This is a genomic window from Pararhodobacter marinus (assembly GCF_003122215.1).
Lineage (GTDB): Bacteria > Pseudomonadota > Alphaproteobacteria > Rhodobacterales > Rhodobacteraceae > Pararhodobacter > Pararhodobacter marinus.
Map to the genome: position 1 here is coordinate 13525 of NZ_QEYD01000012.1, position 21744 is coordinate 35268.

Below are 21744 nucleotides of genomic sequence, written 5' to 3' on the forward strand. Positions count from 1 at the left end.
TGCGGGGCATCGAGCCCCGCAACGCCGCGCGGGCCGCAGGCCCGCACCCGCCCGGGAGGGTTTTCCACCCTCCCGGACCCTCCCGAGGATACTTCCGGAACAAAGATGGGCGTGGCCGGGCGGGCGGGTGTCGCCCAGCGAAGCGCAGGCGCAGGCGCCGGCCCGGCTCAGGGGTTGGGCACCGGCAGCCCCGATGGCACGCTGTCGGGAACGCCCAGTCGTCCGGTCCGCGCCACGGGGTCGGTGAGGGTTTCAAGAAACGCCACCAGCGCCGTGATCTGCTCCGCATCGGGCACGAAGACAGTCTCGGCCGCCGCGCGGATGGCCGCGACCTGTTCGGGATCGTCCATCGCCGCCCAATCTTCAACCGGCATGGCCGGCAGCACCGCCTGCGTGCGGTCATAACCGTCGAGTCCCTGCGCGCCATGTGCCGCAAGAAACCCCGCCAGCGTCGCATGCGCGCCCGCATGGCCATAGGGCGCCGTCAGCGCCACGTTGCGCAAAGCCGGCGTGCGGAACGCGTACCAGTCCGCCGGATCGCCGGTCACGCGGTAGCGCCCCTCGTCGCGGTGATGGCTTTCGAACCGCGCGCCCTTGCCCGGTCCCAGCTGCGGGGCGCCCATCGCGTGGAAATCATGGTCGGTCAGGAACGGCCCCGCGTGACACGAGGCGCAGCCCGCCTCGCCATAGAACAAGGCCATGCCCTGCCCGGCCAGCGGCGCCATCGTCGCCTCGCCCCTCAGCACCGCGTCGAAGGGGGCGCTGTCCGAGCGGAATTCGAACTCCATGAAGGCCGCGATGGCGTTCGAGACATCGGCGAAGGTGATCGCGCGGCCCGCGGCGATTTCGGGATAGACCTCGGCGAACATCCGCGCGTAATCGGGCACGCCCGCCACGCGTGCCGCCAGCCGGGCCCAGGCGCCGTCCTCGCCCGTCAGCATCCCCATCCGCACGGCGGTCGAGATCTCGTTTTCCTGGTAATGGCCCGCCATCTCGTCGGGCGAGACCACCGGGAACATCGTCTGCGCCGCCAGCATCGAGGCGAAGCCGTCCAGCATGTCGGCCCCCAGGGGCGTGCGCATACCGTGATATTGCGCATCGTCAATCTCGACCCGTCCGTCATGGAACATCGACCGGTATTCGAGCGCACCCAGATTCCACAAAGCCTGCGCGTTGCGCGGCACGCGTTCCTCGGGTGGGTTATCGGGGTCGACGACGCGCGCCGGCCCCAGCCCGATGCCGCCATCGCCCAGGCCCAGCGACAGCCCGTCCGAGGTTCCGAAGGCCGGGTGGTGGCAGGTGGCGCAGGCAACCTCGCGATTGCCCGACAGGATCGGATCGTAGAACAGAAGCTGGCCCAGCCGGGCCTCGGTTGGATCCACGGGGCGGAAATCGGCGTCGGTCAGGGGTGGCGGCAGGGTGTCGGGCCGTCCTGCGCCCAGCGTCGCCGCCGCCTGCCAGCCCAGCGGGATCAGCGCCAGCGCGCCCCAGATGATCGCCCGTTTCATGGCCCCTCCCCTGCCCGCTTGCCGGACGGGCGAAGGGTGGCATGCCGGTCAGAGCCCGGTCAACTGGTGCAGCACGAAACTGACGCTGAGAAGGCCCAGCACCGTCGTCACCATCGTCGCCCCCGAGGCGACGGCGCCGAAGCCATAGAGCCCGGCGAAGATCGGGAAGACCGTAAGCATCGGCATCGCCGCGAACAGGATCCCCACGGGGATCAGCGCGGGCGGAACACCGGGTACCAGCATCAGCGCCAGCGCCACCATCAGCGGGTGCAGCACCAGCTTCCCCGCCGCCACGGCCAGCGAGCGCCGCCAATGTCCGTTCAGGGACATGGTGGCGACGGTGCCGCCGATCACGAACAGTGCCACCGGCGACGCCGCGCCCGCCAGAAGGCGCACGCCACGCTCGACCGGCTCGCCCAGATCGAGCCCCGTGACCCGGATTGCCAGCGCCACCACCACGGCGATGACCAGCGGATTGGTCACGATTCGCGTCAGCACCGGGCGGATCTGCGACAGGAACGCGCCGCGATGCCCGGCGACACCGGCGGCGATGGTTGGCACCGGCAGCGTCACCGCGTTCTCGATGATCATCGTCATGGCAAAGACCGTGGCCGCATGCTCGCCGAAGAACAGGCTGGCGATGGGGAAGCCCAGAAAGCCGCTGTTGGAGTTCGACATGCCCATCGCCAGGATCCAGGATTCCGGCGCGGCCTTGCGCATCAGGAGCCGCAATGCGGCGAAGCCGATAAGCAGGGTCGCCACCGATCCGGCCATATAGGCCGCGAAGAACGAGGCATCGAGGCCACTGTCGCCGCGCGGAAAGGCGATGGCGGTGACGATCAGCGCGATCAGGGCGATCTTCAGGGTGAACTGGCTGAGCGCGGCGATATGCGCTGCGGGCAGGTAGCGCGTGCGCACGGCCAGGAAGCCGATGGCGATCATCAGATAGATCGGCAGAGTGGTCAGAAAGATGTCCAGCATGGCGGTCCCCGGCTCGTCTGCCGCCCCTTAACACGGCAAGAAACGCGCGGCGAGGGGCAAGACCCTGCCGGCCCGGCTTGTGCCTGCCTGCCTTCGGCCTTAGACCGCAGCAACGCGCATCCACAGAGCCCGCCGGCCCATCATGCCCCCTATCCGTTTGTTTTCTCTCAACAATTTTCAGCGCTCGGCGATGACGCTTGCCCTGTCCGGGGCCGGAGCCGCGCTGTTTTACGCGCTGCACCTGCCCCTGCCCTTCCTGTTCGGACCGATGTCGGCCTGTCTGCTGGCCGCTCTGGCGGGCTTGCCGTTGCGCGGCAGCGGACAGATCGGCATCGGCGCGCGCACGATCCTGGGCGTGGCCGTCGGCGCGACGATGACGCCCGCGCTTCTGGGCCTGTTGCCGACGATGCTGGCCTCGGTCGCGCTGATCCCGGTCTATATCGCGCTGATCGGGCTGATCGGCGTGCCCTATTTCCGCCGGGTCGCGGGCTATGACGCGCCGACTGCGTGGTATGCGGCGATGCCCGGCGGGTTGCAGGACATGGTCGTCTTCGGGGCCGAGGCCGGGGCCAATATCCGGACCCTGTCGCTGATCCACGCCACCCGCGTTCTGCTGATCGTCACCGTCGCGCCTTTGCTCCTGACGCAGGCTTTCGGCGCCTCGCTGTCGCATCCGGTGGGCGAACCCGCCGCGGACCTGCCCGTGTCGGAGATGGCGCTGATGATTGTCGCCGCTTTGGTCGGCTGGAAAGGGGGCGAGCGGATCGGGCTGTTCGGCGCCTCGATCCTCGGGCCGCTGGCGGTGACGGCGGCGCTGTCGCTGGCGGGCTTCCTGCACCACCGCCCCCCGGCCGAGGCGATCTACGTCGCGCAATTCTTCATCGGCGCGGCGATCGGCGTGGGCTATACCGGCGTCACCCTGCACGAAATCCGCCGCGACGTGCTGGCGGGGATGGGCTTCGTGGTGATCCTGGCGCTTCTGGCCACGCTTATGGCCGAGATCGTCTACCAGCTTGGCCTTGCGCCCGCGCTGGAGGCGTTTCTGGCCTTCGCACCGGGCGGTCAGGCAGAGATGACGGTGCTGGCCATCATCGTCGGCGCCGATCTGGGCTATATCGTCGTCCACCATATCCTGCGTATCCTGCTGGTGATTACCGGCGCGCCGATTGCCGCGCGTCTCATGCGCATGAACCGCAAGGAGCCGTGATGCGTTTCACCACCCGTCCCGAATTGTCCGGCACGTTCGGCATGACCGCCTCGACCCACTGGATCGCCACGGCGGTGGGGATGTCGGTGCTGGAACGCGGCGGCAACGCCTTTGACGCGGCCGCCGCCACCGGCTTCGCGCTGCAGGTCTGCGAGCCGCATCTGAACGGCCCCTTGGGCGACATGCCCGCGCTGATCTGGCCCGCTTGCGACGATGCGCCGACGATGATCTGCGCGCAGGGCACCGCGCCCGCCGGGGCCACCATCGCGCATTACCGCGCCGAGGGGCTGGACCTGATCCCGGGCTCGGGCCTGTTGGCCACGGTCATTCCCGGCGCCTTCGACGGCTGGATGCTGATGCTGCGCGATCACGGGACATGGCCGCTGGCCGAGATCCTTGCGCCCGCCATTCACTACGCGCGCCACGGCGTCCCCTGCCTGCCGCGCGTTACCGATGCGATTGCCGAGCTTGCGGATTTCTTCCGCACCGAATGGCCCACATCCGCCGAGACATGGCTGCCCGGCGGCGCCCCGCCGCAACCCGGAGCGCTGTTTGCCAACCCGGCGCTGGCCGACACCTGGGACAGGCTGTGTGCCGAGGTCGCGGGCGTGAAGGGCCGCGAGGCGCAGATCGACGCCGCGCGCGACCAGTTCGCGCAGGGTTTCATCGCCGGGGCCATTGATCGCTGGATGCGCGAGGCCTGCGTGATGGACGCGACCGGCCATCGCCGCAAGGGCGTGCTGAGCGGGCAGGACATGGCCGGGTGGCGTGCCAGCTATGAGCCGGTTCTGTCCGGAGACCATGCTGGCTGGCAAGTGTTCAAGGGCGGGTTCTGGTCGCAGGGGCCGGTGCAATTGTCGGTACTGGGGATGCTCGCGGGGGACGATCTGGCCGCCCTGCCGCCCGAGGGCGCGGATTTCGTCCACCGCGTCACCGAGGCGCTGAAACGCGCGCTGGCCGACCGCGAGGCCTATTACGGCGACGCGCCCGAGGCCGCGGGCCCGCTCACGCTGGCCCCCGAGTACCTGCGCGCGCGCCGGGCGCAGATCTCCGGGACAGCCGGCGCCACGCTCGACCCCGGCGATCTCCCCGGTTTCGAGACCCAGCGCACGGCGGCCCTTGCCCGCAACGCGTGGCTTGCCGGCCGTCAGGTCCATTCCGGGCCGGGCGTGGGCGAGCCGACGATGGGGCATCTGAAGAAACCGGGCGATACCGTGCATCTTGATGTCGTCGATCGCTGGGGCAACATGGTCAGCGCCACGCCTTCGGGCGGATGGCTGCAATCCTCGCCCGTGGTGCCGGGGCTGGGGATGCCGCTGAATTCCCGCACTCAGATGTTCTGGCTGGACGAGGGACTGCCCACCAGCCTGCACCCCGGCCGCCGCCCGCGCACCACGCTGTCGCCCAGCATGGCACGGGCACCCGATGGCACGCGGCTGGCCTATGGCACGCCCGGCGGCGATCAGCAGGACCAGTGGCAGACGGCCTTCATCCTGCGGCTCATCCATCACGGGCTGAACCTGCAGGAAGCCATCGACGCGCCGCTTTTCCACACCGATCACCTGCAGGCCAGCTTCGACCCGCACGGCTTCACGCCCGCGCATCTGCTGCTGGAACCGGCCTTCCCGCCCGCCACGATCGAGGCGCTGAAGGCGATGGGACATCGCGTTCAGGTCTCGGCGCCCTGGTCGGCGGGGCGCCTGACCGCCGTCAGCCGCCGCCCCGACGGGCTGCTCAGGGCGGCGGCAACGCCCCGGTTGATGCAAGCCTATGCCGCCGGGCGCTGACGGGTGATTATCCGCCATCCGCTGCTTGCATCTGCCGGAAAGCGGGACAATGGATGTCACAGTTTCAATTTCGGGCCGCGCCTGCCAAATGACTGACCTTTTCGTCGCCCTGATGCCGCCGGATCTGCCGGGCGGCATTGTTCTGCTTCTGATGGCGACCAGCTTCGCATCGAGCTTCATCACCATTTCCTTCGGCATCGGCGGCGGCGGGCTGATGCTGGCGGTGATGGCCTCGCTGCTGCCGCCTCTGGCGCTGGTGCCGGTTCATGGCGTGGTGCAGTTCGGCTCGAATGCCGGACGCACGGCGATGATGGTCGGCCATATCCACTGGCCCGCCGTGGCGCGCTTCGGCGCGGGGATCGTGCTGGGCATCGTGATCGGCGCCAGCGTGGCCATCAACCTGCCCGCGCCCGTTCTGCTGATCGGCGTCGGGCTGTTCCTGATCTGGACCGTGATCGCGAAGCCGCCCGCATGGATGCGCAACTGGCCGCTCTTCACCGGCACGCTGACCTCGGTGCTGAGCATGTTCTTCGGCGCCTCGGGGCCCTTCGTGAACACCTATGTCAAATCGCTGGAGTTGGGCCGCCACGCGCATGTCGCCACGACCGCCTCGCTGCTGACCGGCCAGCACCTGTTGAAAGCCGTGGCTTTCGGCGCCCTGGGTTTCGCCTATCTGCCCTGGGCCGGGCTGATCGCGGCGCTGATCCTGTGCGGGCTGGCGGGAACATGGACCGGGAAGCGGGTGCTCAACCGGATGAGCGACGCGCGGTTCAAGCAGGCACTGAACGCGGTGCTGCTGCTTTTGGCCGCGCGTCTGGTCTGGCAGGGCGTGGCGGCGCTGCTCTGACGCCGCCACGCCGGGTCTTTACAGGACTTCGCGCAGGGCTTCGGCGGTGACGCGAGCGATCTGATCGGCCTCGCCCTCGGTCAGGCACAGGGGCGGCGCAAAGCCCAGAATGTCGCCCTGCGGCATGGCCCGCGAGATCACGCCGCGCTTGACCATCTCGCCCACGACCTTGCCCGCGACGCTGCCCACCGGCGAGAAGCCGGCCCGCGTCGAACGGTCCGAGGTCAGCTCGACCGCGCAGAGCATCCCCTCGCCGCGGATCTCGCCCACATTTGGGTGATCGCCCACCGCGTCGGCCATGGCGCGGCGCAGATAGGCGCCGACCTTGCCCGCGTTCTCGACCATGTTCAGATCGTCGATCAGCTTCAGGTTCGCCACCCCGGCCGCCGCACCGATCGGATGCGCGGAATAGGTCCAGCCATGGCCGATCGGGCCGTTTTCATCGGTGCCCTGCATCAGCACCTGCCACATCTTGTTGCCGACGATGGACCCCGACAGCGGCGCATAGGCCGAGGTCAGGCCCTTGGCGATGGTGATCAGGTCGGGCTGCAGCCCGTAATGCTGCGAACCGAACATCGTACCCAGCCGTCCGAAGCCGGTGACGACCTCGTCCGCGATCAGGACAATATCGTATTTGCGCAGGATTTCCTGCACGCCTTCCCAGTAGCCAACCGGCGGCGGCACGATGCCCCCGGTGCCCAGCACCGGCTCGCCGATGAAGGCGGCGATGGTGTCGGGATCTTCCCGCTGGATCAGCTCTTCCAGCTTGGCCAGCAGCCACTTGGTGAAATCGCCCTCGGACATGTCGGCCTCGGGGCGGCGGTAGAAATAGGGCGCCTCGGTATGGAGGACGCCGTCAAGCGGCAGGTCGAATTTCTTGTGGAACAGCTCGAGCCCCGTCAGCGACCCCGACATCAGCCCCGAACCGTGATAGCCCCGCCAGCGCGAGATGATCTTCTTCTTTTTCGGCAGGCCGCGGATATTGTTGTAATACCAGACCAGCTTGATGTTCGTCTCGTTCGCGTCCGAACCGCCAAGCCCGAAATAGACCTTCGACATGCCCTCGGGCGCGCGGTCCATGACCATCTTCGACAGCGTGATCGAGGCTTCGGTCCCGTGGCCGACATAGGCATGGTAATAGGACAGCTCGCCCGCCTGCTTGGCGATGGCGTCGGTCACTTCGCGCCGCCCGTAGCCCACATTCACGCAGTAAAGCCCCGCGAAGCCGTCGAGCAGACGGTTGCCGTCACGGTCGGTGATGTACACGCCCTCGCCCCCGGTGACGATGCGTTGCGGCGCCTCGCCCCGGGCGAACTGGCCCAGATGGGTTGAGGGGTGGAAAAAGCTCTCGCGGTCCCATTGGGCGAGTTGGTCATTGGTCAGCATCGGGAACCTCCTGTGATGCGGCTCACGCTAGCAGGCAAAGGCCCGGGGTTGAACCCCGCCCCCCTCCGGCGGCAGGATAGAGCCCCGGACGCCCCGCGAAACCTTCAGGACATCATGATTCAAAACCCGATCCGCCCGACCCTGTCCCTCGACGCCCCCGGCAAGCGGCACGGGCATCTGAAACTGCCCTATTCGCGCAATGACAGCGCCTGGGGGGCGGTGATGATCCCGATCACGGTGATCGTGGGGAAACCCGGCCCCACCGCCCTCTTGACCGGGGCCAATCACGGCGACGAATACGAGGGGCCGATCGCGCTGCAGGCGCTGGCGCATGAGATCGAGCCCGAGGATGTCACCGGGCGCCTGATTATCGTGCCCTACATGAACACCCCCGCCTTTCGCGCCGGGACGCGGGTATCGCCGCTCGATCAGGTCAACCTGAACCGCGCCTTTCCCGGCGCGCCGGGGGGCAGCGTCACGCAGAAGATCGCCCATTACTTCAACGACACGCTGGTGCCGATGGCCGATCTGGTGGTCGATTTCCACTCGGGCGGGAAGACGCTGGATTTTGTTCCCTTCGCCTGTGCGCATTACCTCGACGACGCGACGCAGCAGGCGGCTTGCGTGGCCGCCGTCACCGCCTTCAACGCGCCCTACACGCTGATGCTGCGCGAGATCGACGCGGTCGGCATGTACGACACCGCGGTCGAGGAGCAGGGCAAGACCTTCGTCACCACCGAACTGGGCGGCGGCGGCACGGCCACGGCGCGCAGCGCCGGCATCGCCCACAAGGGGATCCGCAACGTGCTGAAACATGCGGGCATTCTGCCCGGAGCGCCCGAGATCGCGCCTACGGTCATGCTGGATATGCCCGACGACGATTGCTACCACACCGCACCCGAGGCCGGGTTGATCGAGCCGATGGCCGATCTGGGCGAGACCGTCACGCAAGGCCAGCCGCTGGCGCGGATCTGGCCCTTGGATCGCAGCGGCGCCGCGCCGGCGGTCGTTCACGCCCAGCGCGACGGTGTCGTGGTCGCGCGTCACTTCCCGGGGCTGGTGCAGCTGGGCGATACGCTGGCGGTGCTGGCGGTCGAAGCTGGCTGAGCCTTTTTCAACCTGGGGCCATGAAAAAGGGCGGCCCCGGCGGGTCGCCCGGTGACTTATCCGACATCGCGCGAAGGTCAGACGCCCACGCCCGGCCCCATGCAGGTAAGCGGCTGATCGCTCTGCTCAACCTCATAGAGCTCGGTCGACGGACCGTCGCCGCCCTGGAACACCGCGCGCAGGCCGCTGCCCTCGGCGTAGAAATGCCAGCATTGCTCGTCATCGGGCGCGGCTTCGTAGAGGAAACAGATCGCGTCGCCACGCTCGTACCACACCCCGTCATTGCATTCCTGATTGACGAAGGCCCAGCGCACGCGGCGGTTGGGCAGGTATTCCTCGATCCCGTAGGGGGTGCCGTCGATGGCGTAGGACAGCGTCCGCCCCTCGGTATGCGCTTCGAACTCTTCCGCGGTCATCGGTGTGCCCTGCGGCGCGGGGGCCGCGTTCTGCGCGAAGGCCGGGAACACGGCGCCGAGGGCGATGGCAAAGACCCCGGCGGCAGAGAGCGTGCGGGCAGCGGAACGGGTCATGGAAACCTCCGAGAAAACCATGCCCCAGTGTGACAGAGCCCCGCCGCCTGAGCCAGCACCCGCCACGTCACGAAGCTGCGAGACCGGCCTCAATCGTCAATGCACCGGCATCGCATCGGGCGAGACGCGCGGCGCGGCCTCCTGCTCGTCCAGAAGCGCGGCAAGGCGCGGGTCCATCACCCGTTTCCAGAACGGCGGCAGCATCGCCAGCATCGCCATCGCCGGCAGCGGCGCGGGCAGCATGGCCGAGCCTTCGGGCAGGGTGAGCTGCGGATAGGGCCGTGCCGGATGGGCGTGGTGGTCGGAATGGCGCGGCGCGTTCAGCGTCACCGCCGAGGAATACCAGCCCTTCGAGTTCCACGCATGCCACGGCCCGGCGGCCTCGTAACGGCCATTGGGCAGGCGGCGGCGGCGCAGGCCGTAATGCTGGACGTAATCCGCCACCAGCATCTGCGCCTGCGTATGGGCGCAGAGCATGACGTAGATGAACAGCCCCCACAGCCCGCACAGTGCGAAACAAAGGGCCAGCAGGATCACCTCGCCGCCGATGTAATAGACATAGGGGTTGCGCTTGCGGACCGCACCGCGCTGGCGCAACGCCTTCTCGGCCTTGTAGCCCGACAGGAAACTGCCCCACCACGCCACCGGCAGGTAGATCCAGAAATTCGTCCCCTTGGTGGCCGATACCGGGTCATGCGGTGTCGCGACATGGGGGTGATGCACCAGCCTGTGGGCCGAGACATGGTGCCCGAACAGGAAATTGATGTAGACCAGCGTGCCCAGCCGGGTCATGAAGCGGTCCGACCGGTGGATCAGCTCATGCGCGGCGGGATTGCCGACCTGACCGAAGAACAGCCCGAAACCGATCATCCCCATGATCCAGTCGAAGCCGTGCAGGTTGAAGGTCATGGCCCAGACACCCAGCCCCATATGCGTGATCTGCAGGAAACCCAGGATCACCAGGAGCCCGTCGCCCACCGGCAATTCGCTGCCATCGGCCGGATCGGGCATCTGATCCATCACGATCCACATCAGGCCGATCGTGACCGGCGCGGCCCACAGGATCCAGCCGCCGGTAAAGGCCCCGACGACCAGCAGGATTGCGGGCAGGAATGTGGCGAAACTGTAGAGAATCAGACGCATGAGCACACCAGAACGGACGGTTTTGCCGACTTTATCAGGGTATTGAGGCCAGCATAAGGCGCAGCGCCCCTTCCCTCCATGCGACTCAGAGGCTACTTGCTGAAGAACGCCCAAGCCAATCTCTGCGAGGCCCCATGTCCTTTTTCGGCAAGCTCAAGGAACGGATGTTCCGCTCGTCCTCGAAACTCGACGAGGGGCTCGATGCGCTGGTGGCCTCGGACCCGGCCCCCGCGGACGAGGGAGCCGACGAGAGCCCGGCAGCGCCCCCCAAGACGCCGGACACCCCGGTCGAAACCGGTGGCACGCCCGCCATCGCGCCGATCCCCTCGCCCGTTCCCGCGCCCGATGCGCGGACCGATGCCGCCCGGCCCGGCCTGTTGTCGCGCCTCACGGGCCGCGCCGACGCCCCGCGCCGCGTGCTCGACGACAATTTCATCGAGGAACTCGAGGATCTGCTGGTGCAGGCGGATCTGGGCGTGGAAACCGCGCTCAAGGTCACCGCCAATATCGCCGCCGGGCGTTTCGGGCGCCGCGTCACCACGCAGGAGATCAAGCAGGCCCTCGCCGACGAGGTCGCCCGCATCATGGAGCCGGTGGCGAAACCCCTGCCGCTTTACCCCAACAAGCCGCAGGTCGTGCTGGTCGTGGGCGTCAACGGCGCGGGCAAGACCACCACCATCGGCAAGCTCGCCTCGCAGTTTCGCGCGGCAGGCAAGTCGGTCATCATCGCCGCGGGCGACACGTTTCGCGCTGCCGCCGTCGAACAGCTTCAGGTCTGGGGCGACCGCGCAGGCGTGCCGGTGATGACGGCGCCCGAAGGCTCGGACCCCGCCTCGCTGGCCTTCGACGCGCTGACCCGCGCGCAGGCCGAGGGCGCGGACCTTTTGATGATCGATACCGCCGGACGGCTGCAGAACCGCGCCGACCTGATGGAGGAGCTGGCCAAGATCGTCCGCGTGATCCGCAAGAAAGACCCCTCCGCCCCGCACAACACCCTGCTGGTGCTCGATGCGACCACCGGCCAGAACGCGGTGACGCAGGTCGAAGTCTTCCGCCAGATGGCCGATGTGTCGGGGCTGATCATGACCAAGCTTGACGGCACGGCGCGCGGCGGTGTGCTGGTGGCGCTGGCCGACCGCTTCGGCCTGCCCATCCACGCGATCGGCGTGGGCGAGCAGATCGACGATCTTGACGCGTTCGACCCCCAGGATTTCGCCGCGGCGCTGACCGGCACCGGGCGCTGAGGCGTCACTCCTGACTACGCCGCTCGACCAGCCGAAGGATCGACAGCACCACCACGACCAGAACCGTGGCCATCAGCGCCAGCGTCTCGCGCCCCGCGCCGCAGCCCAGCCCCACCGCGCCCGCCAGCCACAGCGAGGCGCCGGTGGTCACGTTGCGCACCTTCTCGCCCGAGGTGAAGATCATCCCCGCGGCCAGGAACGCGACCCCCGCCGTCACTGCCTCGATCATCCGCAGGGGATCGTTGCGCTGCTCGCCCGTATTGCCGAAATCCAGCGCGCTGATCTCCAGCCCCAGGATCACGAACAGGCAGGCGGCGACCGAGACGAGGATATGCGTGCGCAGCCCCGCCGCTTTCTGGCGCCATTCCCGCTCGATCCCGATCGCGGCGCCCAGCGCCATGGCCATCAGGATCCGCAGGAAAGCCACCGGCGCGGGCACGACGGCGAAGGTATCGGTGAATTCGGACTGTATCTGTTGCCACATCCCCGGATTGTAGGGCGCCCCCGAAGCCCGACCAGAGGCCCCGACCCCAAGCGGCAAGCCCGGCGGCGAAATCCCGCGCGACCCTTGTCTTTCCCGCACAGGCGCGCGACATCTCGGCCGGTCCCCGCAGGAAGGCACGGATCGTGAGCGACTGGCTCCTCTCACTCGACGGCACCGAGACCGGCTTGCACCTGTCGATGGCCCTAGCACTCTGCGCCGCGCTTCTGCACGCGGTGTTTGGCGCGCTGCAGAAGGGCCGCCACGACCCGTGGCTGTCGCGCGCCGGGATCGACGTCTTCACCTTTCTGCTCGCCTTGCCCGTGGCCTTGTTCGTCGTGCCCTGGCCGCAGCCGCATATGTGGCCGATCTTCGCCGCGATGTGGGCGATCCATGTCGTCTACAAGATCCTGCAGGCCATGACCTATACCCGCGGCGCCTATACCGTGGTCTACCCGGTCGTGCGCGGCACAGCGCCGCTTTTCGCCGTGCTGGGCGCGGGCCTCTTGTTCGGCGAACATTTCAACGCGATACAGTGGCTGGGCGTGGCGGTGCTGCTGTCGGGCATCTACGGGCTTGCGCTCTACAACCTGCGCAAGATCACCGTGAACCGCGACCGGCTGGTGCCCGCGCTGGGCTTTGCCGTGGCGACGGGCGGGATGGTCGCGCTTTACACGACCTTCGATGCCTATGGCATCCGGCAGGCCGCCGATCCCTTTACCTTCCTCGCCTGGTTCTTCGTCATCGACAGCGTGTTCATGCCGCTCGTCTGCGCGCGCCGCCTGATGGCGATGCCCCGCGCCGACCGCACGGACCTGCTGCGCCGGGGCGTGGTGGGCGCGCTGGTGGCCTTTGCCAGCTTCGGCGGCATCATGCTGGCCACGCGGCTCGGCCCGGTCGGACAGGCGGCAGTCCTGCGCGAAACCTCGACGGTCTTCTCGGCGCTGATCGGCTGGCTCATGCTGGGCGAAAGCACCGGGCCGCGCCGCGTCGCGCTGATGGCGATGATCGCGGCGGGCGCGGTGATCGTGCAGCTTGCGTCCTAGGCGGGTTCGCGCACGAGCCCTTTCAGCACCTCCGAGGCAATCTCGAAGGACCGCACCCGCTTCTCGGGATCGTGGATGCCGCCCGTCAGGATGATCTCGTCGGGCTGAGTGCGGTCGATGAGCCGCTTGAGTTCGGCCTCCAGCGTGGCAGGCCCGCCCGTGGCCGAGAACGACAGCGCCCCCTCGACCTGCCGCATCAGCGCCGGCGGCACCTCGGCCTCGATATCGGCGACCGGGCGCGGCAGCTTGCCGGGCTGCCCGCTGCGCAGCCGCGCGAAGGCCAGCATCTGCGACGAACGCAGGTAGCGCGCCTCGTCATCCGTCTCGGCCGCGAAACAGCCCGCCGCCACCATCGCATAGGGGCGTTCGAGATACTCGGAGGGCCGGAAGCTTGCGCGGTAGATCGCCAGCGCCTCGTCCAGCGCAGCGGGCGCGAAATGCGAGGCAAAGGCATAGGGCAGGCCCAGATAGGCGGCAAGCTGGGCGCCGAACAGGCTCGATCCCAGGATCCAGACCGGCACATGCGTGCCCGTCCCCGGGACCGCCCGCACCCGCGCCTCGGGATTGTCGCCGAAATACCCCAGCAGCTCGACCACATCCTGCGGGAACGTATCTTCCTGCGCCATGTTGCGCCTCAGCGCGCGCATGGTCAGCCCGTCGGTCCCGGGCGCCCGTCCCAGCCCCAGATCGATCCGGTCGGGATACAGCGTGGCCAGCGTGCCGAAAGCCTCGGCCACGACCAGCGGCGCGTGGTTGGGCAGCATGATGCCCCCCGCCCCCACCCGGATGGTCGAGGTCGCGCCCGCGACATGGCCGATGGCAACGGCGGTGGCGGCGCTGGCAATGCCGGGCATGTTGTGATGTTCGGCCAGCCAGAAGCGGTGATAGCCCGCCCGCTCGCCCGCCTGGGCCAGCGCGACACTGGCTTTCAGCGCATCGGCGGTGCTCGCCCCTTCGGGCACGGGCGACAGATCGAGGATCGAGAAATGGTGCACGTGTGAACTCCTTTCCCCGGACTTAAGCCGCCCGGCGCCCCGCGCAAGAGGCAGGCCCGAACCGCCCGCCCGCGCGCGCCCCATCTTTGTTCCGCAAATATCCTCGGGGGTGAATTGGCCGCAGGCCAAGAGGGGGCAGACAGCCCCCTCCCGTCACGCCATGCCTCAGCGCATCCCGATGCCCAGCTGCATCAGCCCCCGCCGCACCGGCGCCAGCGAATAAAGCGCGTGCAGCGCCGCACCGCGCGCGTCGCGCAGCGCCCGGTTCTCCATCATCGACGCCCGGTTCAGCGCATCCACCCCTGCCAGCCGCAGCTGGATCTCGGGCCAGCGTCGCCGGTGATAGGCGTCGAGCGGCGCGGCCTCGCCCAGTGTCGCGGGCGTGCACAGATCCATCAGCGCCGTCAGGTCGCCCAGGCTCATGTTCAGCCCCTGCGCCCCGATCGGCGGGACGACATGCGCGGCCTCGGCCATCAGCGCCACGCGCTGACCCGCCATCCGCTCGGCATGCTGGGTGATGATCGGCCAGATTGTCAGCGGCGTCGCCTGCTCCAGCCAGCCGAACAACCCGCAGGAGCGCGCGTTCATCGCCGCCCCGAACTCGGCCCTGTCCAGTGCGCGCAGCCGCTCGATCTCGGGGCCCGTTTCCATCCAGACCACCGCCGAACAGGGTTTGCCCTCGTGGTCGGGCAACGGCACCAGCGTAAAGGGTCCGCCCGAGCGGTGGATCTCGGTCGAGACGTTCCGGTGCGGCTCGGGATGGGTGACGGCGAAGGCCAGCGCCTTTTGCCCGTAGCGCCGGGTATGGACCGGGATGCCCAGCGCGCGGCGCACCGGCGAATGGCGGCCATCGGCGGCGACCACCAGTCTGGCGGAAACCTTGGTGCCGTCCGACAGCGTCACCAGCGCCTCGCGCTCGCGGGTGAAGACGCGCGCGGTCGCGGTGCCGGGGCGGAAATCGACATTGGGCAGATCGCCCAGCCGCGCCACGAATTCGCGCCGGAGCAGCCAGTTGGGCAGGTTCCAGCCAAAGGGCTGGTCCGACACGTCGGCGGCGTTGAAATCGTGGGTGATGCGCGCCTCGGGCTCGGCGCCGCCCGCATCGACGATCCGCATTACCTGCAGCGGCATCGCGTGGGGCTCAAGCCGCTGCCAGAGCCCCGCCTGCGTGAGAACCGGGATCGAGGGCTGCAGAAACGCCGTGGTGCGCAGATCCGCGCCCGGCGCGTCGCCCGTGGTGACCGGCGGCGCGGGATCAACGCAAATCACCGAATAGCCCGCCGTGCCGAACGCGGCGGCGGCGGCAAGCCCCGCCACCCCGCCGCCCGAGATCAGAACATCCACCGTTTGCCGCATCGCTGCCTCCGTTGGCCCGGCCCCTGTTGCGCGGACTGTCTAACGCAAGGCACCGGCCGGGGCGAGACGACACGGCGTCGCGTCACCCGCGCGTGATCAGGACCAGCACCACCATCATCAGCGGCGCGGCGACGACCGCCGGCAGATAAAGCGCGGGCAGACCGAAGAAGACGATGGCGATCCCCCAGATCGCCATCAGCGCGACGATCAGGTAGAGCGGGTAATCCCTGTCGCCCTCGGCCAGTTCGCGGAGGATCGCGCCGAGGATCGGCAGGCGATAGGCGAACGGCGTGGGAACATAGCGGGAATCGGCAAGAGCCATTTGTAACTCCGGGTTAAAGGTTTTCACCGGATATGGCTTTTGCCCTCCCTGCTTCCCATCCGGCAGGTTGCCGCAGTGCGGCAACGCGCCGCGTGCGTCATCCTGCCTGCCCATCCTGTGCCCGATCCTTCGGGCTGCCCTTGTGCCCGCCAACATCGGTGTGCAGCGCGCCGCGCGCCGCCGCAGGCGGCGCGCCCGGTCGCCCGAGGCCTCGGCGCCGGAGGCGTCGCGGATAAGGGCGAAACCCCTCTCCCGTCACCTTCGGGGCCGGGCGGCGCTCAGAGCCCGCTCAGGAACCCGGTCAGATCGTCGGTATGATGGTGGACATGGGCGTGGGTTTGCAACTCGGGCGTCACCAGCACCGTGCGCATGCCCAGGGCATGGGGCACTTTCAGGTTGCGCGGATCGTCCTCGAACATCGCCGCGCGGCCCGGGTTCAGCCCATCCAGCCCGAAGATGCGCGAGAACGCCTCTTCCTGCGGCTTGGGCAGGTAATCCGCATTCTCGACCCCGTAGACCGCGTCGAACAGCCCGTCGAGCCCCCGCGCCTCGAGCACCCGCAGCGCATAAGGGGCCGAGCCGTTGGTATAGACGATCCGCCGCCCGCGCAGCCGCTTGATCGCCGCGCGCAGCTCCGGATCGGGTTCCAGCACCGAGAAATCGATATCGTGCACCTCGACCAGGTACGGCACCGGGTCGACGCCGTGATGCGCCATCAGCCCGGCCAGCGTGGTGCCGTATTGCAGCCAGTAATCGCGCCGCAGCCGGTCCGATTCCACCGGGTCGGCGCCGGTGATGCGCATGACGAAATCGGTCATCTTGCGGTCGATCTGATCGAACAGGCGCACACGCGGATGATAGAGCGTGTTGTCGAGGTCGAACACCCAGGTGTCGACATGGTGGAAATCGTCGCGGTGGCTGTCGGGTCTTGGCTCTGCGCCGGGTTCGGGAATGGGCATGACCCTTGGCTAAGCCAAGCGCAGGCGGCGCACAAGTCCGCCCCGCGGGCGAAGAACCGGGCGCCGATCCGGACACCGACCTCGTCGCTGTGTCGCAGGTCCCCCGCGGCCGCCGCTTCTGGGCTTTTCACCGTCGCCGCCCCCGCCTATCCTTCGCCGCCTTGGAGTAACAGATGACCGAACAGCGCCAACCCCTTCTCGACGCCTATTCGTTGATCCTCGCCGCAATCGACGACGGCGTCTACCGCCCCGGCGACCGGCTGGTCGAATCGGAACTGGCCGAGCGTTTCGGCGTCTCGCGCACGCCGATCCGCGAGGCGCTGCAACGGCTGGAGACGCAATCGCTGCTCTCGCGCGACGGGCGCTCGCTGATCGTCGCGTCGCTCGACCATAACCAGCTGGCCGAGCTCTATGTCGTGCGCGCGCAGCTCGAAGGGCTGGCGGCGCGACTCGCGTCGAAACATGCCTCGATCGAAGAGGTCCGCGTGCTGCGCGACATGGTGACCGAGGACAAGCGGCTCGTCGACGATCCCAAATCGCTCAGCCGGGCGAACAAGCGGTTCCACAAGCAGATCCACCTGGCCTCGCATAACCGCTTCCTGGTGCAGCAGCTCGACCTGGTGCACCGGTCGATGGCGCTGCTGGCGACCACCTCGCTGGAAGCCGAGGGGCGGGGGCGCACCGCGCTTGAAGAGCACGCGGCCATCGTCGAAGCCATCGCGCGCGGCGATGGCGACGCTGCCGACAAGGCGCTGCGCGACCATATCTCGCGCGCCTTCGAAACCCGGCTCAAGCTGGAATCGGGCGACCGCCGCCGGCAGATGTGACGTCGCCGGCCGGGTCCCGCTTGTCTGCCAAGCGGGCCAGTCAGGTGGGGCCGCCATTGGGCCCGGTCAGGCAGACCGGTCAGGCGGGCCGGGTGCCATGCGCCGCGAAGGCCGCGCCGTCATGCAGCCCATGCGTTGTCTTGTCCCAGTAGAACGGGCTCGACAGCATCTCCCAGATCCCCTTCCACGCCGCCACCGCCGCCAGCGGGAAATACAGGTGCAGACTGACCACCCAGGGCCGCAGGAAGCGGTGGCGCTGCGCGTTCAGGGCGACGATGTTGATCGTCATCGACACGATTTCCGTCATCAGGAACATCACCGCCAGCGCCACCCCCGCGCCCGATCCCAGCAAGTCGGCCAGCGGATGGCCAAACCCCGCCAGCATCAGCCAGAAGCTCCACAGGATCGGCGCGAAGAGAAACTGCACCAGAGTGCCCAGAAACAGCAATTGCACGCCGCAGAACCGCCACGCGCCCAGCTGGCGCCACAGCAGCACCGGGTCCCGCATATGCACCGCGTAGGTCATGGCGTAGCCCTTCAGCCAGCGCGAGCGCTGCTTGATCCACGGCCAGACCCGGCAATTGGCCTCTTCCATTGTCACGCTGTCGAACAATTCGGTCCGGTAACCATGCCGCGCCAGCCTGAGGCCCAGATCGGCATCCTCGGTCACATTATGCGCGTCCCAGCCGCCCAGCTCTTCCAGCAGGTCGCGGCGAAAGAACAGCGTCGTGCCTCCCAGCGGCACCACCAGCCCCATCCGCGCCAGCCCCGGCAGGATCAGCCGGAACCACGCCGCGTATTCGATGGTGAAGCAGCGGCTCAGCCAGTTGGTCTGCGGATTGACGTAGTCCAGCACCCCCTGCAGGCAGGCCAGATCCGGCCCGCCCTGCGCGAAACGCTCGGCCACGCGGTGCAGCTGATCGGGCGCGGGCGCGTCCTCGGCATCATAGACGCCCACGACGCTGCCTCGCGCGAAGTTCAGCGCATAGTTCAGCGCGCGCGGCTTGGTACGCAACGGCGAATCGGGCACCGGGATGACCCGCATCCAATGCGGCAACTCGGCCCGCGCCAGGGCCTGTCTGGTGACGGCATCGTCCTCTTCGACCACCAGCATGACGTCGAGCAATTCGCGCGGATAGGCCAGCGCGCCCAGCCGCTTGACCAGCCGGGGGGCGATATCGGGCTCGCGGTAGAGCGGCACCATGATCGAGATATGGGGCTTGCGCAGCAGAGGTTCGGACCGCGTCCGCCGCGCCTGCGCCGATGCGCGGCGGCGTGCCCGCCATTGGGCAATGGTCGCGGCCAGTTTCATCGCGTTGCCCGCGCCCTGAAAGGCCAGAACGATGGCGAACAGCACCACAAAGGTGGTCAGCGGGGCCAAGATCAGACCGGCCAGCATCGCCGCGGCAAGTCCCGCCACGATCCGGATGAAGCGTCGCCCGTCCCAGACACGACAGCTTTCGGCTTCGGCAACGCAGGTCTCGGCCATCAGCCGCAGCATCGAGCGGCGCGAGGCGATGAGCGCGGCATGCAGGCGCTCTTCCGAGATGACTGCCATCGCCACCGGACCCAGCACCTGTTCCAGCCCGCGCCGATGCTCGGCAAAGCGGTCGGGCTGCGCGCAAGCCACCAGCGTCACCGCCCCGGCGCGCAGCCACGGCAAGCAACCGGTCCGCAGGCAGTGACGGGTGCCGACAAGATCGATGAGCCGCGGATCGGGACGCCCCATCGTCTCGTCCACGACGCCGGTATCGAACTGTTCCGCCAGCGCTGCCATCACCTCGGTTTCCGAGGCCATGCCGTGCGCGCGCAGGATGTCGCCCAGCCGCGAATACTGGCGGCGCTGCAATTCCAGCGCGCGCAGCAGGTCCGCCGAGCGAATCGCCCCGCGCCGAAGCAGGATCTCGCCCAGGCGCGGGCCACGGGCCAGCGCGTCGTCTGGAGGAACGTCGTCTGGAAGCGGGACAGCCGGAAGCGGATCTCCGGCCAACAGACCGGCGGGCAGCAGCACTCCAATGCCTTCGGAGGCGAGAGACGAAACCGAAGCGCCCGGCACAAACCCGGCCGGGCCCGGCACACCGGCCCCGTGGCGACCGGATGCAGGGCCGCCGGTTTCGTGCAGTATTTGCTCGGCCAGCGCCATTGTCACCCCCCCTGACACGATCATCGTGTCGGGAGAGGTCTTAACAGGGGGTTAACGCACGCCGGGGGGAGCGTCGGAACCGGGTCGTCCGATCAGCCCGCGACCGCCTTGCGCTCGGCCATCGCCGCCGAGAACCGCTCGAACAGGTAATAGCTGTCCTGCGGGCCGGGGCTGGCCTCGGGGTGGTACTGGACCGAGAAGACCGGCTTGTCGGCCAGACGGATCCCGCAATTCGACCCGTCGAACAGCGACACATGCGTTTCCAGCACGCCCTCGGGCAGGGTCTGGGTATCGACCGTGAACCCGTGGTTCATCGAGGTGATCTCGACCTTGCCGGTTTCGCGGTCCTTCACCGGATGGTTGGCGCCGTGATGGCCGTGATTCATCTTCACGGTCTTCGCGCCCAGCGCCAGCGCCAGCATCTGGTGGCCCAGACAGATCCCGAAGACCGGCAGATCGGCGTCCAGAACGCCGCGGATCATCGGCACCGCGTATTCGCCGGTCGCCGCCGGATCGCCCGGACCGTTCGACAGGAAGACCCCGTCGGGATTGAGCGCAAGCACCTCTTCGGCGGTGGCCGTCGCGGGCAGCACGGTCACATCGCAACCGGCCGAGGCCAGGCAGCGCAGGATGTTCTTCTTCGCGCCGTAATCAATGGCCACGACCTTGTGCACCGGGTTCTCCTGCGGCGCGTAGCCGTCGGGCCAGGCCCAGCGCATCTCGTTCCAGCGGTAGCTCTGCGCACAGGTCACGTCGCGGGCCAGGTCGAGCCCCACAAGGCCCTTCCAGCCGCGCGCGCGGGCCAGCAGATCATCCAGGTCGAAATTACCCTCGGGGTCATGCGCCAGCGCGACATGCGGCGCGCCCAGCTGACGGATCGCGCGGGTCAGGCGCCGCGTATCGACGCCGCCGATGCCGATCCGGCCCTGCTGGCGCATCCAGTCGGTCAGCTCGGACGCCGCGCGCCAGTTCGACGGTTCGGTCGGGTCCCATTTCACCACCATCCCCTCGGCCACGGCGCGCTGCGCCTCGTCGTCATCGGTGTTGACGCCGACATTGCCGATATGCGGGAAGGTGAAGGTCACGACCTGCCCGGCATAGGACGGATCGGTCATGATCTCCTGATAGCCGGTCATCGCGGTGTTGAAGCACAGCTCCGCGACCGTCACGCCGGTGGCTCCGAAGCCGTGACCGTAGAAAATCGTTCCGTCTGCAAGAACAAGGCAAGCGGTCGGGCGCGGCTGGGCGGGTGCTGCGGACATCGGACGGCTCCTGTGTGAATCGGGCTGTCTCTAAGGGGTCGGACCGGGGGAATCAAGGGCCGAGCGTCCGCACCCGGCAGCAAGCGCGGGCTGAGCATTGGCAACAAGGTGAAAGGGCGCCGCCCCCGCCGTCCCGGCCCCGGTCAGAGCGGCATGTCGTAGGTCTTCCAGCCGGTCGCGCGGGCCTGCTTGTCATACAGCGCACGGGCGCGCTGATTGTCCTCGGCGGTGATCCAGCGGATCACGGACCAGCCCCGCTTGCGCCCTTCGTCGCGCAGGGCCTCGAGCAACGCGGGGGCCGCGCCAGAGCCGCGCGCCGCGGGCGCGACGAACAGATCGTCGAGATAGCCGCCGACGCTTGCCGCGAGCGGGCGTGCGAAGGGCCGGAAATGGGCAAGGCCCACCAACTGCCCCGCCGCGTCTTCGGCAACGACGGCCTCGACCTCGTGCGCGGGGTCGTGGATCCAGCCCCAGACCCGCGCGCGCATCCCGGCGTCCTGCGCGACGCCGTAGAACTCGGCATAGCCGGCATAGAGCCGCTCCCACGCGGCGCGGTCGCTCTCCTGAGGTTGGCGGATGATCATGTCGAGCCCTCCTGTGCGTCGGGGCGACC

20 protein-coding genes are annotated in these 21744 nt (G+C 68.5%); 7 read left to right on the forward strand and 13 right to left on the reverse strand.

Features of this window, described 5'->3' with window-relative positions; translation table 11 throughout:
- Window positions 1-167 precede the first annotated feature (167 nt).
- Window positions 168-1508, reverse strand: coding sequence for a cytochrome-c peroxidase (locus C4N9_RS17650; protein ID WP_109534679.1), 1341 nt, complete (start codon window positions 1506-1508; stop codon window positions 168-170).
- A 48-nt stretch (window positions 1509-1556) separates the two neighbouring features.
- Complete coding sequence (locus C4N9_RS17655; protein ID WP_109534680.1) at window positions 1557-2489, reverse strand: AEC family transporter; 933 nt, start codon at window positions 2487-2489, stop codon at window positions 1557-1559.
- Window positions 2490-2679: 190 nt separating this feature from the next.
- On the opposite strand from C4N9_RS17655, the gene C4N9_RS17660 reads away from it, so the two are divergent.
- The 3 genes from C4N9_RS17660 to C4N9_RS17670 all read left to right on the forward strand — a co-directional run bounded on the left by C4N9_RS17660 (window position 2680) and on the right by C4N9_RS17670 (window position 6330).
- Window positions 2680-3696, forward strand: coding sequence for an AbrB family transcriptional regulator (locus C4N9_RS17660; protein ID WP_245902608.1), 1017 nt, complete (start codon window positions 2680-2682; stop codon window positions 3694-3696).
- Window positions 3696-5483, forward strand: a complete 1788-nt coding sequence (locus C4N9_RS17665; protein ID WP_109534682.1) for a gamma-glutamyltransferase family protein — start codon at window positions 3696-3698, stop codon at window positions 5481-5483. The genes C4N9_RS17660 and C4N9_RS17665 overlap by 1 nt, the downstream gene beginning before the upstream one ends.
- Before the next feature lie 88 nt (window positions 5484-5571).
- Entirely contained in the window at window positions 5572-6330 is a 759-nt protein-coding gene (locus C4N9_RS17670) for a sulfite exporter TauE/SafE family protein (protein ID WP_109534683.1), read from the forward strand.
- A gap of 18 nt (window positions 6331-6348) precedes the next feature.
- Here the strand turns inward: C4N9_RS17670 and C4N9_RS17675 are convergent, their stop codons facing one another.
- Complete coding sequence (locus C4N9_RS17675) at window positions 6349-7716, reverse strand: aspartate aminotransferase family protein (RefSeq protein WP_109534684.1); 1368 nt, start codon at window positions 7714-7716, stop codon at window positions 6349-6351.
- 114 nt (window positions 7717-7830) lie between these two features.
- On the opposite strand from C4N9_RS17675, the gene doeB reads away from it, so the two are divergent.
- Window positions 7831-8823 carry a N(2)-acetyl-L-2,4-diaminobutanoate deacetylase DoeB gene (gene doeB / locus C4N9_RS17680; protein WP_109534685.1) on the forward strand — a complete coding sequence of 331 codons (993 nt, stop codon included), beginning with the start codon at window positions 7831-7833 and terminating at the stop codon, window positions 8821-8823.
- A gap of 77 nt (window positions 8824-8900) precedes the next feature.
- On the opposite strand, the gene C4N9_RS17685 is transcribed toward doeB, so the two are convergent.
- Both C4N9_RS17685 and C4N9_RS17690 read right to left on the reverse strand, forming a co-directional pair.
- Complete coding sequence (locus C4N9_RS17685) at window positions 8901-9353, reverse strand: hypothetical protein (RefSeq protein WP_245902609.1); 453 nt, start codon at window positions 9351-9353, stop codon at window positions 8901-8903.
- Window positions 9354-9449: 96 nt separating this feature from the next.
- Window positions 9450-10496: an alkane 1-monooxygenase gene (locus C4N9_RS17690; RefSeq protein WP_245902610.1), complete on the reverse strand. Its 1047-nt coding sequence runs from the start codon at window positions 10494-10496 to the stop codon at window positions 9450-9452.
- A 134-nt stretch (window positions 10497-10630) separates the two neighbouring features.
- Between C4N9_RS17690 and ftsY the strand changes: the two genes are divergently transcribed.
- The gene (gene ftsY / locus C4N9_RS17695; RefSeq protein ID WP_109534686.1) at window positions 10631-11740 is read left to right on the forward strand and encodes a signal recognition particle-docking protein FtsY; all 1110 of its coding nucleotides are present in this window, start codon (window positions 10631-10633) and stop codon (window positions 11738-11740) included.
- Window positions 11741-11744: 4 nt separating this feature from the next.
- Here the strand turns inward: ftsY and C4N9_RS17700 are convergent, their stop codons facing one another.
- Window positions 11745-12224, reverse strand: coding sequence for an MgtC/SapB family protein (locus C4N9_RS17700; protein WP_109534687.1), 480 nt, complete (start codon window positions 12222-12224; stop codon window positions 11745-11747).
- A 143-nt stretch (window positions 12225-12367) separates the two neighbouring features.
- Here C4N9_RS17700 and C4N9_RS17705 point away from each other — a divergent pair, with 143 nt between their 5' ends.
- Window positions 12368-13267, forward strand: a complete 900-nt coding sequence (locus C4N9_RS17705) for an EamA family transporter (RefSeq protein WP_109534688.1) — start codon at window positions 12368-12370, stop codon at window positions 13265-13267.
- Here the strand turns inward: C4N9_RS17705 and C4N9_RS17710 are convergent.
- The 4 genes from C4N9_RS17710 to C4N9_RS17725 all read right to left on the reverse strand — a co-directional run bounded on the left by C4N9_RS17710 (window position 13264) and on the right by C4N9_RS17725 (window position 16899).
- Window positions 13264-14262 carry an LLM class flavin-dependent oxidoreductase gene (locus C4N9_RS17710; protein WP_109534689.1) on the reverse strand — a complete coding sequence of 333 codons (999 nt, stop codon included), beginning with the start codon at window positions 14260-14262 and terminating at the stop codon, window positions 13264-13266. The two genes, C4N9_RS17705 and C4N9_RS17710, sit on opposite strands and share 4 nt — an antisense overlap.
- A gap of 165 nt (window positions 14263-14427) precedes the next feature.
- Window positions 14428-15618 carry a UbiH/UbiF family hydroxylase gene (locus tag C4N9_RS17715; protein WP_109534690.1) on the reverse strand — a complete coding sequence of 397 codons (1191 nt, stop codon included), beginning with the start codon at window positions 15616-15618 and terminating at the stop codon, window positions 14428-14430.
- 82 nt (window positions 15619-15700) lie between these two features.
- The gene (locus tag C4N9_RS17720) at window positions 15701-15940 is read right to left on the reverse strand and encodes a hypothetical protein (RefSeq protein ID WP_109534691.1); all 240 of its coding nucleotides are present in this window, start codon (window positions 15938-15940) and stop codon (window positions 15701-15703) included.
- Between the two features lie 278 nt (window positions 15941-16218).
- Window positions 16219-16899 carry a pyrimidine 5'-nucleotidase gene (locus C4N9_RS17725; protein ID WP_109534692.1) on the reverse strand — a complete coding sequence of 227 codons (681 nt, stop codon included), beginning with the start codon at window positions 16897-16899 and terminating at the stop codon, window positions 16219-16221.
- A gap of 173 nt (window positions 16900-17072) precedes the next feature.
- Here C4N9_RS17725 and C4N9_RS17730 point away from each other — a divergent pair, with 173 nt between their 5' ends.
- Complete coding sequence (locus C4N9_RS17730) at window positions 17073-17726, forward strand: GntR family transcriptional regulator (protein WP_109534693.1); 654 nt, start codon at window positions 17073-17075, stop codon at window positions 17724-17726.
- Window positions 17727-17805: 79 nt separating this feature from the next.
- Here the strand turns inward: C4N9_RS17730 and C4N9_RS17735 are convergent, their stop codons facing one another.
- From C4N9_RS17735 to C4N9_RS17745, 3 genes are all read right to left on the reverse strand, one after another.
- Window positions 17806-19737: a glycosyltransferase gene (locus C4N9_RS17735; RefSeq protein WP_168192277.1), complete on the reverse strand. Its 1932-nt coding sequence runs from the start codon at window positions 19735-19737 to the stop codon at window positions 17806-17808.
- 224 nt (window positions 19738-19961) lie between these two features.
- Window positions 19962-21131, reverse strand: coding sequence for a glutamine-hydrolyzing carbamoyl-phosphate synthase small subunit (gene carA, locus C4N9_RS17740; RefSeq protein WP_109534695.1), 1170 nt, complete (start codon window positions 21129-21131; stop codon window positions 19962-19964).
- A gap of 143 nt (window positions 21132-21274) precedes the next feature.
- Window positions 21275-21715, reverse strand: coding sequence for a GNAT family N-acetyltransferase (locus C4N9_RS17745; protein WP_109534696.1), 441 nt, complete (start codon window positions 21713-21715; stop codon window positions 21275-21277).
- Window positions 21716-21744 lie beyond the last annotated feature (29 nt).

Coding starts and splice junctions, on each gene's coding strand:
- carA (WP_109534695.1), bottom strand. CDS start 21,131: ATGTCCGCAGCACCCGCCCAGCCGCGCCCGACCGCTTGCCTTGTTCTT.
- doeB (WP_109534685.1), top strand. CDS start 7,831: ATGATTCAAAACCCGATCCGCCCGACCCTGTCCCTCGACGCCCCCGGC.
- C4N9_RS17700 (WP_109534687.1), bottom strand. CDS start 12,224: ATGTGGCAACAGATACAGTCCGAATTCACCGATACCTTCGCCGTCGTG.
- ftsY (WP_109534686.1), top strand. CDS start 10,631: ATGTCCTTTTTCGGCAAGCTCAAGGAACGGATGTTCCGCTCGTCCTCG.
- C4N9_RS17650 (WP_109534679.1), bottom strand. CDS start 1,508: ATGAAACGGGCGATCATCTGGGGCGCGCTGGCGCTGATCCCGCTGGGC.
- C4N9_RS17685 (WP_245902609.1), bottom strand. CDS start 9,353: ATGACCCGTTCCGCTGCCCGCACGCTCTCTGCCGCCGGGGTCTTTGCC.
- C4N9_RS17660 (WP_245902608.1), top strand. CDS start 2,680: ATGACGCTTGCCCTGTCCGGGGCCGGAGCCGCGCTGTTTTACGCGCTG.
- C4N9_RS17675 (WP_109534684.1), bottom strand. CDS start 7,716: ATGCTGACCAATGACCAACTCGCCCAATGGGACCGCGAGAGCTTTTTC.
- C4N9_RS17665 (WP_109534682.1), top strand. CDS start 3,696: ATGCGTTTCACCACCCGTCCCGAATTGTCCGGCACGTTCGGCATGACC.
- C4N9_RS17745 (WP_109534696.1), bottom strand. CDS start 21,715: ATGATCATCCGCCAACCTCAGGAGAGCGACCGCGCCGCGTGGGAGCGG.
- C4N9_RS17690 (WP_245902610.1), bottom strand. CDS start 10,496: ATGCGTCTGATTCTCTACAGTTTCGCCACATTCCTGCCCGCAATCCTG.
- C4N9_RS17730 (WP_109534693.1), top strand. CDS start 17,073: ATGACCGAACAGCGCCAACCCCTTCTCGACGCCTATTCGTTGATCCTC.
- C4N9_RS17655 (WP_109534680.1), bottom strand. CDS start 2,489: ATGCTGGACATCTTTCTGACCACTCTGCCGATCTATCTGATGATCGCC.
- C4N9_RS17715 (WP_109534690.1), bottom strand. CDS start 15,618: ATGCGGCAAACGGTGGATGTTCTGATCTCGGGCGGCGGGGTGGCGGGG.
- C4N9_RS17670 (WP_109534683.1), top strand. CDS start 5,572: ATGACTGACCTTTTCGTCGCCCTGATGCCGCCGGATCTGCCGGGCGGC.
- C4N9_RS17720 (WP_109534691.1), bottom strand. CDS start 15,940: ATGGCTCTTGCCGATTCCCGCTATGTTCCCACGCCGTTCGCCTATCGC.
- C4N9_RS17725 (WP_109534692.1), bottom strand. CDS start 16,899: ATGCCCATTCCCGAACCCGGCGCAGAGCCAAGACCCGACAGCCACCGC.